Raw genomic sequence first — 16,468 nt, 5'->3', positions numbered from 1 at the left:
CCCGGGCGGGGTCCTCAGAGCACCTGGGATAGAAATCGTCGGGTGCGCGGATCGACGGCGGACGAGAACAGGGTCCCGGGGGGACCGTGCTCGACGATGACGCCGCGATCGGTGAAGTAGACGTGGTCGGCGACCTCGCGGGCGAAGTTCATCTCGTGGGTGACGAGGAGGCAGGTCATGCCCTCCTCGGCCAGTTCGCGGATGGTGACCAGCACCTCCTTGACCGTCTCGGGATCGAGCGCGGCGGTGACCTCGTCGAACAGCATCACGTCCGGCCGCATCGCCAGCGAGCGGGCGATGGCGACCCGCTGCTGCTGCCCGCCCGACATCTCGCCCGGATAGGCCGCCTCCTTGCCGGCGAGCCGCACCTTGGCGAGGAGCGCCCGTGCCCGGGCCTCGACCTCCCGCTTGTCCTGGCCGAGCACGTGGATGGGCGCCATCATGACGTTCTGCAGCGCCGTCTTGTGCGGAAACAGGTTGTACTGCTGGAACACCATGCCGACCTTGCGGCGCAGGGCCAGCTTGTCGAGCTTCGGATCGACCACCTCGATCCCGTCGACCCGGATGGTGCCGGAGGTGACCGGCACGAGGGCGTTGATGCAGCGGATCAGCGTCGACTTGCCCGAGCCCGACGGCCCGATGATGCAGACGACCTCGCCCCGGCGCACGTCGAAACTGATGCCCTTGAGGACCTCGGCCTCGCCGAAGGCCTTGTGCACGTCGAGCAACTGCACGATCGGGCGATCGGCGGGCGGGACACGCGACATCGGGGACGCACCATCGGACAGGGGAGGCCTCACGCCGTCTCGAACCGCCGCTCCAGGCGCGCGGTCAGCCGGTCGATCGGGTAGCAGTAGAGGAAGAAGCACAGAAGGGCGAAGCCGTAGAGCGGCGCGAACAGTTCGGGCCGGCCCCCTTCCGCCGCGTGCACCTGCGCCGTCAGCGTCAGCATCTCGGTGACGCCCACGATCGAGGCCTGCACGGTGGCCATCGCGATCAGGGCGTAGACGTTCATCCAGGGGGGCAGCATCCGCTTCAGGCACTGGGGCAGGATGATGCGGAACAGCGTCTGGCGCCGGGTGAACGCCAGGGATTCGGCCGCTTCCCACTGGGTGGCCGGCACGGAGCGCACGGCGCCGCGCACGATCTCGGCGACGTTGGCCATCACCGGCAGCGCGAACCCGACCGTCGCCTTGACCCAGTCGGGCAGCGGCACGCGCAGGCCGAACACCGTGACCTGGAACGGCACCAGGAACATCACGAAGAACAGCAGCACCAGCCAGGGCACGTTGCGGAAGAACTGCGTCAGGCCCCAGGCGACGCGGCGCAGGATCGGCCCCTCGCTGACCAGGGCGAGGCCCAGCCCGATTCCCGCCCCCGTCCCGAGGAGCATCGCCACCAGCGAGATCGCGACGTTGAAGGCAAAGCCCGTGAGCAGCAGCGGTGCCCAGCGCAGGATCACCTGGAGCGGCGACAGCACCGCGTCGGCGCCCTGCGCGAAGGCGGGCATCACGAGAACGAGGCCGGCGAGCCACGCGCCGAGGAGCCAGGCCTGCACCGGGCCGGGGGCGAACCGGGCCCGGGTACGCGAGACCCGGAACGGCAGCAGCACCGGCAGGTCGCCTCGGGTCCGCGCCGGCGCCTTCACCGGCTGTAGCCCGGGATCCGCAGGGCCCGCTCCCAGCGGTGCATGAGCCAGACCAGGACGCCGACGAGGACGGCGTAGGTCGCCAGCAGGACGACCATCATCTCCAGCACGTTCTGCGATTCCGACCAGATCTGCTTCACCGCGTAGAGCGTCTCCGGCACCGCGATGGCGTAGGCCAGGGTGGTGGTCTTGAGGAGGTTGATCAGGTTGTTGTTCAGGGCCGGCAGGCAGACCCGGAGGGCGAGCGGCAGCACGACGTAGAGGTAGGCCTTGAGCCGGGTGTAGCCGAGGGACTCGGCCGCCTCGACGGTGGTGCGCGGCACCGCCTCGATGCCCGAGCGGAAGATCTCGACGTTGAAGGCCCCGGCGAACAGGGCCAGCGAGACGATGGCCCATTGCACGTTGTCGAGGAGCGGCACGCGCAGGCCGTCGGCGGTCTGGGTGGCCGGCAGCAGGGTGCCGAGCCCGAAGTAGAAGAAGAAGATCTGCACCAGGGGCGGCGTATTGCGGAACACGACGACGAAGCCGTTGACGAGGCCGCGCAGGAGCCGGGAAGGGCCGCCCTGCAGGAGCGCGCCCACGGCGCCGATGACGAGGCTCGCCAGGATCGTCGTCACCGCGAGCAGAAGGGTGGTCTTCAGGCCGTTGACGTAGCGGTTCCAGTCATAGGAATCGTAGAAGACCGTGAAGTTGTAGCCCGTGGTCTCGTAGAGGCCCCGGAACCAGTTCGGAACGGCGTCCATCGTGCTCCTCGAAACGGCCGGTCGTTCGGCCCGGCGCGGTTCAGTTGGTCGCGTTCTTGTACTTCTCGTGCATCGCCTTCGAGTATTCCGTCGGCTCGATGCCCCACTTCTTCTCCTCCTCGACGATGAAGCCGGACTTCATCCAATCCTTGGTCGTCGTCTCCAGGAGGCCCTGCAGCGCGCTGTTGCCGAGCGCCACCGCCATCATCCAGGGGGCGTCGAGGATGCCCTTCAGCGGCAGCCCGTAATCCGCCTTCCAGTCGGCATCGAGGAGTTTCCCCTGCAGCATGCTCTGGTCGTAGACGTAGCCGAGACAATTGCCCTGCTTGAGCGCGAAGAGCGGCTTCTCGGAGCCGTCGAATGCGACGATCTCCGCACCGTAGGTCCGGGCCACGTCCTTGTTGTACCAGGCGCCCGAGGTGGCGCAGAGGGGCTTGCCCTTCAGCTGCGCCCAGTCGGTGATGCCGGCTTTCTTGGGCAGCATCACGTTGACGAAGTCGGAATAGTATTGCGGGTCGATCGCCTGCACCACGCGGCGGCGCTCCGGCTTGTCCGAGAGCGTGGCGATGAGGAGGTCGACCTTGCCCTGCTGCAGGAACTCGATCCGGTTGGAGGAGACCACCGGCACGAGCTCGAGCTTCACGCCGAGGCGCTTGGCGACGTCGGCGGCCAGGTCCGGTTCGAGCCCGATGATCGCCCCGCTCGGATCGCGGAAGCCGAAGGGCCGGTAATCCGCCTTCACGCCGACGATGAGGGTCCCGCGCTGCTTGATCGCCTCGATCCCATCCGCCGCCGTCGCCAGGGAAGCGGACAGCAGGATGGCCGCCGCGAGCAGACCTGAGCCGAGACACGTCACAGTCGGCTTGTGCATGGAAGGATACCTTCTGCTGAGCACATCCGGCTCGACCGGAGACGAGACCGGGGCTCGACGCGCGTTCTACGGGAAGACTGCCCTGTCGGGTCCGATCCGGTCAAGCAATCGGCAGGCCATTGCTGTGGGGATCAGCCGAACCGCGCGAGCGTATAAGGTGCGAGATCGATGCGCCGGCCGCCCTCCAGCATCTCCTCGGCCACGGCCTCGCCGATGCCGGCCGAGTGCTTGAAGCCGTGCCCGGAGCAGGCCGACACGACGAGGACCCGGTCCATCCGCGGGTGGCGGTCGATGATGAAGCCCCGGTCGGGCGTCACGGTGTAGAGGCAGGCGGCGGCCCGGGTGACCCGCGCCGACGCGCCGGCGAGCCGGCCCGCCACGTGGTGTCGGTGCATCGCGGCGGATTCCGCGGGGCTCACGACGCGGTCGAGGGCCTCGGCCTGCGTCGAGGTCTCGTACTGCTCGGTGGCGACCTTCACCGCGGTCTCCCCCGGCAGGGGCGGGAAGCCGTAGAGGTAGTCCGTGTCGCCGGAACCGTGCATCCAGATGAAGACCGGCGCATCGGACCCGTAGGCCGAGGCGTCGTCGAGGGCGTACCAGTGCAGCAGCTGGCGGTTGACGGTGAGCAGGTCCGTGAAGGGCGCGCCGAGCAGGGGCGCGGTCCAGGCCCCGGCGGAGACCACCACCTGATCGGCCTGGAGGACGCCGCGATCGGTCTCGATCCGGACACCGCCCGGCTCCTGGAGGATCGATCGCACCGTCGTTCCGGTGCGGATCTCGGCACCGAGCGCGCCGGCCCGGTGGAGCTGCGCGGCGATGCAGCGTTCGGGCCGGACGTAGCCGCCGCCCGGCTCGTAATACGCCCTCTCGTCGCCGCTGAGATTGCGGAACTGCGGAAAGCGGCGCGCCACCTCGCGCCCGTCGAGAACCTCGTGCGGGATCGCGAAAGCCCTCGCGGCATCGATCGAGCGCCCGACGAAATCCGGCTTCCCGTGATGCGAGGATACACCGCTGCCCGGCCCCATCACGAGCGCGCCGCAGGTCGTCAGCAGCGTTTCGCCGGTCTCCGCCTCCAGGCTCCGCCAGATCCGGTGGGAGGCCAGGACGAAGGGGACGTAGGCGCGGCCCTCGCCGACGGCCTGCCGGGTGATGCGGCTCTCGCCGTGGCTCGACCCCGAGGTATGCGGCGGGGCGAAGCGATCGAGGCCGACCGCCTTCGCCCCGCGCAAGCCCAGTTGATAGAGGGCCGCGCTGCCCATGGCGCCGAGTCCGACGACGGCAATCTCAAAACGGTCTTCCATCGCAGGATGCGCTCCGGTCCGCCCTCGGGGAGAATGCCGTTCGCTTGCGGGAAAATCGATCCTGAGGCAATGCGCCCGGCGGGATGCCGGGCCCAGCCGCGATCGGTCGCGGAGGCGGCGGTCGCGGGCCGCGGAGATCGACCGCGCGCAATGTCGTCCGTCGATATCCTCCGAGATCGATCACAGTAAAAATGCGCGTTCCTGCATTATGCTCGTCGATCAAGACCTGCAGGAACAGGTCTTCGCGCGATGGATCCGGCTTCGCGCGATGGATTCGGCTTCGGGCGAATGGATCGGACGGCGAACGGCCGGGGCAGGCGGCTTGGCGCACGCCTTGCATGAGTCGGCGGGCAGCGCAGAGCCATCGGCTCTCATGGGTTGGCGTGCCCATCCGACGATGCCCGTCCTGGACGGTGCTGCCCGGTCCGACTGCATCATGCCCTCCTCGATGCAGCCCTGCGTCTGGCAGACCGAACGGTCGCGGTGCCATCGCCCTCTGCGGGATCGGAGAGCATCATGTGCGAACGTGACGGCCTGTTCTTTCAACGCTTCTCCCGACGTGGCCTTCTCCGCGCGGCGGGATCGGCGAGCGCCGCCATCGCGCTGCCGGCCCATCTCGCGGCCCTAGTCGCACCGGCCGCCGCGGCGGGCGCGACGACCACCGTCAAGGCGACCCACGGGTCCGGCTTCTGCAACCTCGGCATGTTCCTCGCCCATGAGCGCAAACTGACGGAGGGCGACGGGGTCAGCCTGGATTTCGTGGTGACGCCCTCGAACGCCGAGATCACGACCATGTTCGGTGCCGGGCTCGTCGACATGTCGATGATCCCGTACTCGAACTTCATGACCCTGTACGATGCCGGCGCCCCGGTGAAGATCGTCGCCGGCGGCGGTGTCCAGGGCTGCATGATCGTGGCCCGGGAGGGCATCCGGTCCGCGGCCGACCTGAAGGGCAAGACCCTCGGCACCTTCCAGGCGGACACCCTCGAGGTCCTGCCGTTCGACTACCTCAAGAAGGCCGGACTGACCTTCCAGGACCTCGACATACGCTACCTCGATACCTCACCTGAGCTAGCCCAGGCCTTCATCGCCGGCGCGGTCGATGCGATCTGCCATATCGAGCCCTACGCCACGCAGTGCCTGCAGTCGCGCAAGGGCGCCACGCTCCTCTCGGACGGAACCGACGTCTACGGCGCCGGCTATTCCGATTGCGTCCTGGCGGCCCGGACGCCGCTGATCGAGAAGAGCCCCGCCACCGTACGGGCGGTGATCAAGGCCCTGTTCACCGCGCAGTCGCAGATCGAATCCGATCGCGCCGCGGCGCTGAAGGACACCGTCGGCACCTATTACAAGACCACCATGGAGGCGGCGGTCGATGCCTCCGCCAAGCAACCCGTCTGCACGGATCAGCGCAACCAGACCGACTTCATCATCGCCCGCGGACAGTCGATGAAGGAGATGGGCTACGTCAAGACGGCGCCCGGGCCGGATGCCTTCGACTGGAGCCTGATGGAGCAGGTCATCGCCGAGAACCGGCCGCTCTATGACGGGCTAAAGCTGAAATCGGCCTGACGGACCCCGCGTCTCCCGGCCCCGGTGCCGGACCCGATTCCCGATCTTCCGCCCGATTCCCGATCCTCCGAAAGGCAGCCTCATGGCCGCGACGGACGTTTCCCTCGGCGCAGCGACGCCGGTTCCCGCACAGGCCGCGCAGGCGGCTCCGGGACAGGGGCGGGCCTTGGCTCCCCCGCGATACCCCCGCCTGCGCGCGGGTCTGGCGACCCTCGGCTGGAGCCTCGCCTCCCTCGGCCTGTTCGCCGGCCTGTGGGAGGCCCTCTGGGCCCTCGGGTTCCTGAACCCGCTGCTCCTGCCGCCCCCGCACCTGTTCCTCGCCGACCTGCCCGCGACCCTGAAGTACTTCGACCGGTCCAACCGGATCGGCAGCCGCAGCGAGGGCGGGGGCGTGATGCCGCTCCTCGCCACCATCGGGTGGACGACCATGCGGGTCACGGTCGGTCTCGTCCTCGGCTTCGTCGGCGGCGTACTGGTGGGCGCGCTGCTCCACTATGTCCGGCTGTTCCGCAACCTCGTCCTGCCCACGGTGCTCCTGCTGGCGCCGATCTCGCCGGTGGCCTGGCTGCCGGTGGCGATCTTCGTGTTCGGCATCGGCGACGTCCCGGCGATCTTCCTCGTGTTCATCACGCTCTTCTTCGCGATCGCGCTGACGACGAGCGCGCAGATCGCGGCGGTGCCGGTCACCTATCTCAACGTCGCCCGCATCATGGGCGCGGATGCGCGCCAGACCTTCGTCCGGGTGGTGCTGCCGGCGATCCTGCCGGGGCTGTTCATGACCCTGCGCCTCAACCTGTTCGCCGCCTGGATGGTGGTGCTGATCGCGGAGGCGGTGGGCGTCGGCAGCGGCCTCGGGCAGATCGTCTCGCTCGCCCGCTCGACCTTCAACGCCCGCCTCAGCTTCTTCACCATGGCGATCATCGGCCTGCTCGGCTTCGGCTTCGACTGGGCCCTGCGCCAGGTCCAGGCCCGGATGCTGTGGTGGATCGCCCCCCAGGGAGGCGGTCGATGAACGCTCCGGTCCGGACCCCCGCGCTCCGCCGCCCGGCCGTGAACCTGTCGGGTGTCGGCAAGACCTGGACGCCCGCCGGACGCAGCCCCGTCCAGGCCCTGCGGGACATCGACCTCGACATCGCCCCCGGCGAGTTCGTGGTCTTCCTCGGCCCCTCCGGCTGCGGGAAGTCGACGCTGCTCTACATGATCGCCGGGCTGGAGCCGGCGAGCGCCGGCACGATGGAGGCGGACGGCCTGCCGATCGCGGGGCCGTCGGCCGAGCGCGGCCTGATCTTCCAGGACGCCTCGCTGTTCCCCTGGCTGACGATCCTGGACAACGTCGCCTTCGGCCTCTCCATCGGCGCGGTCCAGAAGCTGAAGCGCCGGGAGATTGCCGCCGAGATGCTGCGGCGGGTCGGCCTCGCCGACATGATGGACAAGAAGCCGGACGAGCTCTCCGGGGGTATGCGCCAGCGCGCCGCCTGTGCCCGGGCGCTCGCCCTGCGCCCGAAGGTCCTCATGATGGACGAGCCCTTCGCGGCCCTCGACGTCCAGACCCGCGCCAAGATGCAGGACTTCCTGCTGCAGATCTGGCGCGACAGCGGCGCCTCCATCGTCCTCGTCACGCATTCCATCGACGAGGCGGTCGCGCTGGCGGATCGGGTCGTCGTGTTCACCGCCCGTCCCGGCCGGGTGAAGACCATCGTGCCGGTGGATCTGCCCCGCCCGCGCAACCCCCGCGACCCGCGCTTCCACGACCTGCGCGACCGCTTCGGCGAACTCCTCGCCGACGAGGTCGACCGGGCCTTCGCGGAGCAGGAGGCGCGCTGAGCGCCGGTCCCGTCCGCCCCCATCGCTCTCAACCGCCTGAAGGATCAGCATGACCGAGATCATCGTCGAGGCCCGCACCATCGTCACGGGCGTACAGGACCGGCATACCCCGATCGTCCACGACAATGCCGCCGTGCTGGTGCGGGACGGCGTCGTCGTCGAGGTCGGCGATCCGGCGGCCCTGCGCGCCGAGGCACCGGACGCGACCGTGCATCGCTACCCGCGCCACGTGATGCTGCCGGGCTTCGTCAACAGCCATCACCATGTCGGGCTCACCCCCCTGCAACTCGGCTCGCCCGACCACGCCCTGGAACTCTGGTTCGCCACGCGCATCGCCGCCAAGCGGGTCGACCACGAACTCGACACCCTCTATTCCGCCTTCGAGATGCTCGCCTCCGGCGTCACCACCGTGCAGCACATCCACGGGTGGATGGCCGGCGGCTACGCGCAGGTCCACGGCGCGGCCTCGCAGGTGCTCGGCGCCTATCGCAAGATCGGGATGCGGGCCTCCTACTGCTACGCCGTGCGCGAGCAGAACCGCCTCGTCTACGAGGCCGACGAGGCCTTCTGCGAACGCCTGCCCCAGCCCGTCGCCGGGCAGCTGATGGCGCATCTCAAGGCGCAGTCGATGCCGTTCGCGGATTTCCTGACCCTGTTCGAGACCCTGAAGGCGGAGAACGCGGGCGAGCGCCTCACCCGGATCCAGCTGGCCCCGGCCAACCTGCACTGGTGCAGCGACGAGGCGCTGCAGACCCTCGATGCCACCGCGCGCAAGCACGGCGTGCCCATGCACATGCACCTCCTCGAGACCGCCTATCAGAAGGAATATGCCCGGCGCCGGACCGGCAAGACCGCCGTGCGGCACCTGCACGACCTCGGCGTGCTCGGGCCGCACCTGACCCTCGGGCACGGTGTCTGGCTGACGGCGGAGGATGCCGATATCGCTGCCGAGACCGGCACCTGCATCTGCCACAACTGCTCGTCGAACTTCCGCCTGCGCTCCGGCGTGGCGCCCCTCAACCTCTACGAGGCCAAGGGCATGACCGTCGGGATGGGCCTCGACGAGGCGGGCCTCAACGAGGATCGGGACATGCTCCAGGAGCTGCGCCTCGTCCTGCGGGCTCACCGTACCCCCGGCATGGACGACGACGTGCCCACCTGCCCGCAGGTCCTGCGGATGGCGACCGAGCACGGCGCCAAGACCACGGCCTTCGGCCAGAGCATCGGCCGACTCGATCCGGGCCGCTTCTTCGACGCGGTGCTGATCGACTACGACAAGGCGACCTATCCCTACCAGGACACCGACATCCCGATCCTCGACGCGCTGATGCAGCGCGCCAAGACGGGGGCCGTCGATGCGGTCTTCGTCGACGGGCGGATCGTCTACGCCGACGGCCGTTTCACCCAGGTCGACCGCGATGCCGTGCTCGCCGAGATCGCCGAAACCCTCGGCCGGCCGCGGACCCCCGAGGAGGTCGCCCGGCGGGAACTCGGGCGCGCCGTCACGCCCTACGTCAAGGCCTTCTACGACGGCTACCTGCCCGACACCCCGCGCCAGCCCTTCTACGCGCCGTCCTCGCGCGCCTGACGGCCCGCGCACGATCCGCCACGGAAACACGGGGTCCGACACGAGGACGAGTGGACATCCTGTTCGACGAGCCGACCGGTGCCCTCGACCCCGAGATGGTCGGGGAGGTGCTCAGCGTCATCCGCGAACTCGCCAAGGAGGGCACGAACTCGCGAAGGAAGGCCTCCCGATGGTCGTCGTGACCCACGAGATGCGCTTCGCCCGCGATGTGGCCGACACGATCATCTTCATGGAGGGCGGCCGTATCCGGGAGGTCGCGCCGCCAGGGACTTTCCTCACCGATCCGCAATCGGAACACGCCAGGCGCTTCCTGACCCGCCCCTGACCGTCGGTCCTGCGGCTCGCCCTGCGGTTCGTGGAGATGGAGGCTTTCATCCGCTTCCGGATCCGCGAGGGGACAGGCGGAACGCTCGAATCGGGTCGAGTCACGCCCGTCCCCTCTGCGACCGGGTCGGGTGGCCACCGGAACGGCGGCACCGGGTGGTGTGCTGCCGGTCCGCGTTCGGAATCCTTCGCGGAAAGGAGGCCGTTCCTGGCATGGGCGCCCGTCCGAGCGCGACGACCGTTCACACGGCCTTGCCCGCGAGATGGCCGATGCCGGCCGTGACGGCCATCGCCAGGGCGCCCCAGAACGCCACGCGCGCGGTCGCGCGCAGCACCGGCGCGCCGCCGACCCGCGCGCCGAGCGCCCCCAGGACGGCGAGGAACACTAGCGACGCGGCGGAGACGAGGGTGACCACGCGGTCCGTGGGCGAGACCGCGGCCACGAGGAGCGGCATCGCCGCTCCGGCCGAGAAGGTCGCCGCCGAGGTCAGCGCCGCCTGAATGGGACGCGCCGTCGTGAACTCCGAGATACCGAGCTCGTCCCGGGCATGGGCGCCCAGCGCGTCCTTGGCCATGAGCTGGTCGGCGACCTGCAGCGCAAGCGCGCGGTCCAGGCCGCGGCCGATGTAGATCGCCGCCAGCTCCTCGCGCTCGGCGGCCGGGTCCTGTTCGAGCTCGCGGCGCTCGCGGCTGAGATCGGCCCGCTCGGTGTCGGACTGGGAACTGACCGAGACGTACTCGCCGGCCGCCATCGACATCGCGCCGGCCACCAGCCCGGCCGTGCCGGCGACCAGGATCTCGCCGGTGGCCGCCGCCGAGGCCGCGACGCCTACGATCAGGCTCGCGGTGGAGACGAGCCCGTCATTGGCCCCGAGGACCGCGGCGCGCAGCCAGCCGATCCGGTCGATCAGGTGGCTCTCGGCGTGGGGTGGGCGCATGGCGGTCAGGGTCTCCCGGTCGGAGTGGTGGGGCCTCGTTCCGGCAGGATGCGGCGCAGGATGCCGTCGTGCCAGAGGTAGTGGTGCACCAGGGCCGCCAGAGCGTGGAACAGCGCAACGGCCATGAGAAGGTTGGCCGCGAGCCCGTGCCAGTGCGTCAGCGGCCGGCGCCACTCCGGGTCGCCGAGCCTCGGCAGGGCAAGGGGACCGCCCAGGTTCACGCCGCGCACGAGGGCGTTGGCGATGCCGAGGCCCGCGATGACGAGGAGCAGCAGGTACAGGGCGGCGTGGGTCGCCTTGGCGAGCCCATGCAGGGGGCCGGGATCCGCGACGGGCAGCCGACGTCCCCGGGTCTGCCGCCAGGCCAGCAGGGCGACGATGACGCCGGTGAGGACGAAGCCGAGGTCGACATGGGCCGACCAGATTCCGGACCGGAGGGCGCCCTTCGGGACGAGATCTTCCAGGAAGGTGCCGATCAGCCAGAGCGCCAGCACCAGCGCGGCCGTCAGCCAGTGCAGGGTGATAGTCACGCCGTCGTAGACCGGATGTCGGGGATGCATCGCAGACCTCGTGAGAAACCATCGGCGACGGAATACGCCCCTACGGGCGGGGGCCGGCAGGCGCCGGAGACGTCTGGGGCGACAGGTCGACGGGCTTGTTGTCGTTGAGGTCCCAGCCCGTGTTCGGATCGGTCTTGGTCCGCTGGAGCTGGGCACGCATCTGCCACTGGTACTTGGCGATGCCGTGCTCGACCTCCTGCAGCAGGTTCGAGGTCGTCGGATCGACCGGTTCCGTCGCCTTGATGGCCGCGTTCACCTCCTCGCCGACGCGCTTGTAGGCGTTGGTGAACCAGGCCAGGATCTGGGCATCGTCGAGGAAGCCGCCGGGGATCTCCGGAACGCCGGACGTCCGCACGATGGTGTTGGCGCGCCCATCGGCCGAGGCCCCAACGGCGAGCAGGCGTTCGGCGATGGTGTCGGCGTACTTGGACAAGCCCTCGTAATGCTTCTGAAGAAGCAGGTGCAGCGGGTAGTACAGGGTGCCGGACGCGTTCCAGTGCGCCTGCTTGGTCTGAAGCTGGAGCTGCTGCAACTCGGTGAGCGTCTGCTGCAGGGCCGCGACGTCCTTCTTCACGGCGTCGGCACCGCCGTCCAGGCCGATGACGGGCAGCCCCGACATCTCGTTGGTCGGGAAGGCGCCGACCGGCTGCGGGCTCGTCGTCCGGGTCTGCGAGGCGGCGCGGACATCGTCGGTCCTGGTCGCCGCGGCGGGCTGGTCGGCCTGGGCGAGATCGATCCGCGACAGGACCGTCATCGCATTCGATGCGGTCGGAGAGGCAACGGGGGCGCCGTTGGCCAGCACGGGAAGCGGAAGGGCCGTCCCGACGAGGAGCAGGGCCGAGAGGAAACGCAGGTTCGTCATGGGATGCCGCTGTTGACCTTGGGCTGGACGCCGCCGGGAAAGGCGGCGTGGGCCTGGGAAACGGCTGCAGTTTAGAAGCGTTCGAGAATGAACCGGAATTTAGGATTCGGGTTGCGGCCGGAATCACCGATCACGCCGCGCCCGCATCGGTCGCGCCGTTCCGGTGCCGCTCAGTCCCCTTCGTTCAGGCAGCCCATATCGGGTGGTGCCGTCGAACAGTTCAACGAACAGGTCTGTTCGGCCCTGCAGGACCATTGCAGCGAACCGCGACTGATGCAGGAACCCGCACAGTGCTTGTGCGGCACGCCGACGGGCTCGGTGAAGGATGGCGGCACCGCTCTCGGCGGCCCCGACGGCCGCGCCAATGTCGGCGACGACAGCATGGCCAACCCGAAGAACAGGCAAAATCCCGTCCGGAGATTGAGAGCCTCGAAATCGATCATCCCCAAGGATCGATACGCGGGCGCCCATCGACACCAGATCTAAATTAAAATTCATTTTCGAGCGAAGGACTTGAAGACAGACCCGACGAGAATATCGGCGCGAACCGAATGCAGGTATCCTGACGACGTCGGAAGCATTCGCATCAGGGTCCAGGCCCGGTGATCCCGGCACGCTCAGGCACGGTCGCAGGACCTTGGCCTCCCGGACAGGCGACCTCGAAGCGACACCCGCCGCCGGCCCGCTCGGTCAGGGCCAGCGCGAATCCGTGCAACTTGGCGATGGCGGCGACGAGACCGAGACCGAGGCCATTGCCTCGCGTCTGGCGGGCTCGCTCCGCCCGGTAGAAGCGCCGGAACACCTGCTCCCGCTCGGCGGCGGGGATCCCGGGCCCCGTATCCTCGATCACGATCAGGGCCTCGCCGTCCCGGTGCAGGAGGCCGATCCCGACCCGGCCACCCGCGGGCGTGAACTTGATCGCGTTGTCCAGGAGGTTCGACACCGCCTCGAAGATCAGGCTGCGGTCGCCCGCGACGGGCGGCACCGCATCGTCGATGTCCGGGGCCAGGGCGACCCCCTTCTCCTCGGCCAGCGGCTCGAACAGCTCGACCGCTTCGCTCAGCACGAGCCGCAGGTCGACCGGGCCGAAGGCGGCGCAGCGCCGGCCATGCTCGATCTCGCCGATGCGCAGCACCGCCGTCACCATGTCGAGGGTCTGGTCGATCCAGACCAGACCCTGGTCCACGGCCTGGCGCAGTTCGGTGAGATCCCGGGCCTGCGTCCGGCCGCGCTCCAGGCGAAGCCGGAGGCGCGTCAGGGGCGTCCGCAGGTCATGGGCGACGGCGTCACCGACGCCGCGCACCTCCTCCATCAGGCGCTCGATCTCGTCGAGCATCCCGTTGACGTCCTGGGCCAGGCGATCGAACTCGTCCCCGGCCGGGCCGACCGGCAGGCGCTGGCGCAGGTCGCCGCGCATCACGCGCGCGACCGCCGCCTCGGTCGCGGCCAGCCGTCGCCGGGCCCGTCCGGCGAGCAGCACGCCGCCGAGGATCGAGAAGGCCAGGGTCGGAACGAGGGCAAGGCCCAGCGCCCGGATCACCGTGGCCTTGGCGCGGTCGATCTCGTCGGTGTCGTGGGCCACGACCACCACGCTGCCGTCCTCCAGGGACCGGGCGGCCGACCAGAGTTCCTCGTGCAGGCGCCGGCCCGCGATGGCGACCTGCGTGCCGATCCGGTGGACCTCGCCGTCCAGCGGCAGGTCCGCAGGCCGCGCGTCGAGGTTGCCCGCGAGCTTGCGCCCCGCGGCGTCGAACAGGCCGGCGAAGTGCACGCTGTGCAGGTCTTCGCTGATCCAGGTCTCGATGCGGACCGCCGCCTTGGCGGGATCCCGGGCGGCATAGCGCGCTTCGTGGCGCAGGACCTGGGCGAGTTCGTCCTGCATGAAGGCGGCGGTCTGCCAGTACACGAAGGCGAACAGCAGCAGCGACAGCAGGGTCGACCACAGGGCGATGCCGAGGGCCCACCGGAAGGCGGTGGAGCGCATGACGCTAGGCATCGGGCGTCAGGGTGAAGCCCTCTCCCCGGACATTGTGGATCAGGATCGGCTCGCCGCCGGTCTCCAGCTTCCGGCGCAGGCGCCCGAGATGCACGTCGATGAGGTTCGACTTCGGGGTGAAGCGGTAGTTCCACACCTCCTCGAACATCATCGCCCGGGTCACGACCTGTCCGGGGCGCCGCATCAGGTATGCGAGCAGCTTGAGTTCGCGCGGCAGTAGGTCGAGGTCGCGTCCGCCCCGGCGCCCGGTTCCGGCGATGAGGTCGAGCTCCAGGCTGCCGACCCGCAGGACGGTCTCGCGCGTGTCGGTGGGGCGGCGCAGCAGCGCCTCGATCCGGGCCGCGAGCTCGCCGAGGACGAAGGGCTTTCCCAGGTAGTCGTCTCCGCCGGCGCGCAGGCCCCGGATGCGCTCGTCGACGTCGCCGAGGGCGCTCAGGACCAGGGCCGGGGTCCGGTCGCCCGACCCGCGCAGGTCCTGCAGCAAGCTCAGACCGTCCAGGCCGGGCAGCATCCGGTCGAGGATGATGGCGTTCCAGGTTTCCGCCCGCGCAGCCTGTGCGCCCTCCGGACCGGTCGAAACCCAGGCCACCGCGTGACCGCGCCCGCGGAGATCGCCCAGCACCTCTTCGGCCGTCGCGGCATCGTCCTCGATCAGCAGCAGCCGCGCCACCCGTGTTCCCCCGGTCACCCGTCATCGCCCAGGAGCACCATATGGGGCGGCTGGCTCGAAACCCGCCCCGAAACCACCCGTGTGAACCCGAATTTAATGGCGACGCCCGCAGCCCACCCTATGTCTTAGAATAGATCTAAACTGATGGGTGGACGTTCCGGTGCTGGTGGAGGGGGAGACACGCGCAGCCGCGGACGGCGAGGCTCGGCCGCCCATGCAAGGCGCGGCGCGTCGAGCCCCGGAGACTGCTGCGCAGGGCATGACCGAGGCGGCGGATCCGAAGTCCGCCATGGCCGGGCGTCGCTGGACGATGGCGCTGATGGTTGTCGCGTTTGCCCTCGGCCTGACCGGATGGTGGTACCGGGAGGCGGTGCAGGCGTTCGCCGAACCGCTGCTGGTTCGGGCCGGGCTGTCCTCCCGTCCCGAGGCCGCCACACGATTCGGGTCCGCTTCGCCCGAGCGCGCAACCGCGTCCGAGGCGCCCGCCGAGGACACTGTCGTGACGCTGGATGCCGAGGGGCAGCGGCGTCTCGGACTGGCCTTCGGACAGGCCGAAAACCGGCGGATCGTCCTGCCGGTCCGGACACCCGGCACCATCGCCTTCGACGAGCGCCGGGTCACCCGCCTGAAACCCCGGACCTCCGGTCGCGTGCTCAGTCTCGCGGTTCAGCCCGGCGACCGCGTCGGCGCCGGACAAACGCTCGCCACACTCGATGCCTCCGGCGTCCTCGACGCTCGCAACGGCCTCGCCGCGGCGCAAGCCAGCCTCGGAGAAGCCCAGTCGACGGAAAAGGTCGCCGAGACCAACCTCAAGCGCGGCAGCGACCTCGTGAAGATGGGCGGGGTCGCCCAGGCCGAGGTCGACCGGCGCCAGGTCGATCGCGCGAAAGCGCATGCAGCCACCCTCTCGGCGCAAGCGCAGGTCGACCTTTATCGCGCGCAGTACGAGCGTCTCGCACCCGCGCCCGGTCAGGCCCCCGGCACCAGCGCCATCGTCTCGCCGATCGACGGCGTGGTCACGGCAGCCGGGATCACCTTGGGCGAAGTCGTCGATACGAACCGCGATGCCTTCACCGTGGCCGACCCGTCGCAGATCCAGGTGCTGGCGAACCTCTACGGACACGACATCACCACCGTGAAGGCCGGCGACCGGGCGACCATCGAGGCTCCGGTCGTGGCGCATCCGCGCTTCGAGGGCCGGGTGCGCTCGGTCAATGCCGCCATCGACCCGATGACCAACACCGCCCCGGCCCGGATCGAGGTCGCCAATCCCGACGGGAGCCTGCGCGCGAACATGTTCGTGTCCGTGGAGATCGCCGCCGATCTCGGGCGCGCGGGCGTCACGGTGCCGTCCGCCGCGATCCAGCAGACGGAAGCCGGACCCATCGCCTTCGTGCGGACGGGCGCGGACCGCTTCGAGAAGCGGGCGCTGATGCTCGGCGTCCAGCGTACCGACTGGGTCGAGGTGACGTCCGGCATCACGGCGGGCGAAACGGTCGCGACGGAGGGAAGCTTCGGCCTCAAGGCCATCCTGATGCGCGCGCTGCTCGGCGCGACGGATTGAGGTCGCG

Annotated in this window: 16 protein-coding genes and 1 pseudogene; 7 read left to right on the top strand and 10 right to left on the bottom strand. The window is 69.7% G+C overall.

Annotation, left to right across the window (positions count from 1 at the left end; all coding sequences use genetic code 11):
* Positions 1-14: 14 nt before the first annotated feature.
* The 5 genes from AC1MGR_RS16405 to solA all read right to left on the bottom strand — a co-directional run bounded on the left by AC1MGR_RS16405 (position 15) and on the right by solA (position 4,563).
* The gene (locus AC1MGR_RS16405; protein WP_108037222.1) at positions 15-767 is read right to left on the bottom strand and encodes an amino acid ABC transporter ATP-binding protein; all 753 of its coding nucleotides are present in this window, start codon (positions 765-767) and stop codon (positions 15-17) included.
* Positions 768-796: 29 nt separating this feature from the next.
* A complete protein-coding gene (locus tag AC1MGR_RS16400; protein WP_108037220.1) occupies positions 797-1,648 on the bottom strand; it encodes an amino acid ABC transporter permease in 852 nt (283 codons plus the stop codon).
* Positions 1,645-2,391 carry an amino acid ABC transporter permease gene (locus tag AC1MGR_RS16395; protein ID WP_108037218.1) on the bottom strand — a complete coding sequence of 249 codons (747 nt, stop codon included), beginning with the start codon at positions 2,389-2,391 and terminating at the stop codon, positions 1,645-1,647. Before AC1MGR_RS16395 ends, AC1MGR_RS16400 begins: the two co-directional genes overlap by 4 nt.
* A gap of 40 nt (positions 2,392-2,431) precedes the next feature.
* Positions 2,432-3,262 carry a transporter substrate-binding domain-containing protein gene (locus AC1MGR_RS16390; RefSeq protein WP_108037216.1) on the bottom strand — a complete coding sequence of 277 codons (831 nt, stop codon included), beginning with the start codon at positions 3,260-3,262 and terminating at the stop codon, positions 2,432-2,434.
* Between the two features lie 131 nt (positions 3,263-3,393).
* A complete protein-coding gene (gene solA / locus AC1MGR_RS16385; RefSeq protein WP_480232272.1) occupies positions 3,394-4,563 on the bottom strand; it encodes an N-methyl-L-tryptophan oxidase in 1,170 nt (389 codons plus the stop codon).
* Between the two features lie 516 nt (positions 4,564-5,079).
* Between solA and AC1MGR_RS16380 the strand changes: the two genes are divergently transcribed.
* From AC1MGR_RS16380 to AC1MGR_RS16360, 5 genes and pseudogenes are all read left to right on the top strand, one after another.
* The gene (locus tag AC1MGR_RS16380) at positions 5,080-6,135 is read left to right on the top strand and encodes an ABC transporter substrate-binding protein (protein ID WP_108037211.1); all 1,056 of its coding nucleotides are present in this window, start codon (positions 5,080-5,082) and stop codon (positions 6,133-6,135) included.
* Between the two features lie 82 nt (positions 6,136-6,217).
* Positions 6,218-7,147, top strand: coding sequence for an ABC transporter permease (locus AC1MGR_RS16375; RefSeq protein WP_480232271.1), 930 nt, complete (start codon positions 6,218-6,220; stop codon positions 7,145-7,147).
* A complete protein-coding gene (locus AC1MGR_RS16370) occupies positions 7,144-7,959 on the top strand; it encodes an ABC transporter ATP-binding protein (RefSeq protein WP_480232270.1) in 816 nt (271 codons plus the stop codon). The genes AC1MGR_RS16375 and AC1MGR_RS16370 overlap by 4 nt, the downstream gene beginning before the upstream one ends.
* Positions 7,960-8,008: 49 nt before the next feature.
* A complete protein-coding gene (locus tag AC1MGR_RS16365; protein ID WP_480232269.1) occupies positions 8,009-9,547 on the top strand; it encodes an amidohydrolase family protein in 1,539 nt (512 codons plus the stop codon).
* A 56-nt stretch (positions 9,548-9,603) separates the two neighbouring features.
* Positions 9,604-9,872, top strand: a pseudogene (locus AC1MGR_RS16360) (hypothetical protein); the annotation flags it as partial.
* 241 nt (positions 9,873-10,113) lie between these two features.
* On the opposite strand, the gene AC1MGR_RS16355 reads toward AC1MGR_RS16360, so the two are convergent.
* Genes AC1MGR_RS16355 through AC1MGR_RS16345 form a run of 3 tightly spaced genes read right to left on the bottom strand, consistent with a single transcriptional unit; the run spans position 10,114 to position 12,231 of the window.
* Complete coding sequence (locus AC1MGR_RS16355) at positions 10,114-10,809, bottom strand: VIT1/CCC1 transporter family protein (RefSeq protein ID WP_480232268.1); 696 nt, start codon at positions 10,807-10,809, stop codon at positions 10,114-10,116.
* 5 nt (positions 10,810-10,814) lie between these two features.
* Positions 10,815-11,369 carry a cytochrome b/b6 domain-containing protein gene (locus AC1MGR_RS16350; RefSeq protein WP_108037196.1) on the bottom strand — a complete coding sequence of 185 codons (555 nt, stop codon included), beginning with the start codon at positions 11,367-11,369 and terminating at the stop codon, positions 10,815-10,817.
* A 40-nt stretch (positions 11,370-11,409) separates the two neighbouring features.
* Positions 11,410-12,231: a Dps family protein gene (locus AC1MGR_RS16345; protein ID WP_480232267.1), complete on the bottom strand. Its 822-nt coding sequence runs from the start codon at positions 12,229-12,231 to the stop codon at positions 11,410-11,412.
* An 87-nt stretch (positions 12,232-12,318) separates the two neighbouring features.
* Between AC1MGR_RS16345 and AC1MGR_RS16340 the strand changes: the two genes are divergently transcribed.
* Positions 12,319-12,717, top strand: a complete 399-nt coding sequence (locus tag AC1MGR_RS16340; protein WP_480232266.1) for a hypothetical protein — start codon at positions 12,319-12,321, stop codon at positions 12,715-12,717.
* A 100-nt stretch (positions 12,718-12,817) separates the two neighbouring features.
* Here the strand turns inward: AC1MGR_RS16340 and AC1MGR_RS16335 are convergent, their stop codons facing one another.
* Together AC1MGR_RS16335 and AC1MGR_RS16330 are read right to left on the bottom strand one after the other, a co-directional pair.
* Complete coding sequence (locus AC1MGR_RS16335; RefSeq protein WP_480232265.1) at positions 12,818-14,227, bottom strand: ATP-binding protein; 1,410 nt, start codon at positions 14,225-14,227, stop codon at positions 12,818-12,820.
* Positions 14,220-14,897, bottom strand: coding sequence for a response regulator transcription factor (locus AC1MGR_RS16330; RefSeq protein ID WP_108037187.1), 678 nt, complete (start codon positions 14,895-14,897; stop codon positions 14,220-14,222). The genes AC1MGR_RS16335 and AC1MGR_RS16330 overlap by 8 nt, the downstream gene beginning before the upstream one ends.
* A gap of 289 nt (positions 14,898-15,186) precedes the next feature.
* On the opposite strand from AC1MGR_RS16330, the gene AC1MGR_RS16325 reads away from it, so the two are divergent.
* Positions 15,187-16,461: an efflux RND transporter periplasmic adaptor subunit gene (locus tag AC1MGR_RS16325; RefSeq protein WP_480234819.1), complete on the top strand. Its 1,275-nt coding sequence runs from the start codon at positions 15,187-15,189 to the stop codon at positions 16,459-16,461.
* Positions 16,462-16,468 lie beyond the last annotated feature (7 nt).

It is taken from the genome of Methylobacterium sp. BI1 (assembly GCF_056680125.1).
Note: the sequence above shows the minus strand (reverse complement) of the source record. Positions and strands in the feature narration are given on the sequence as shown.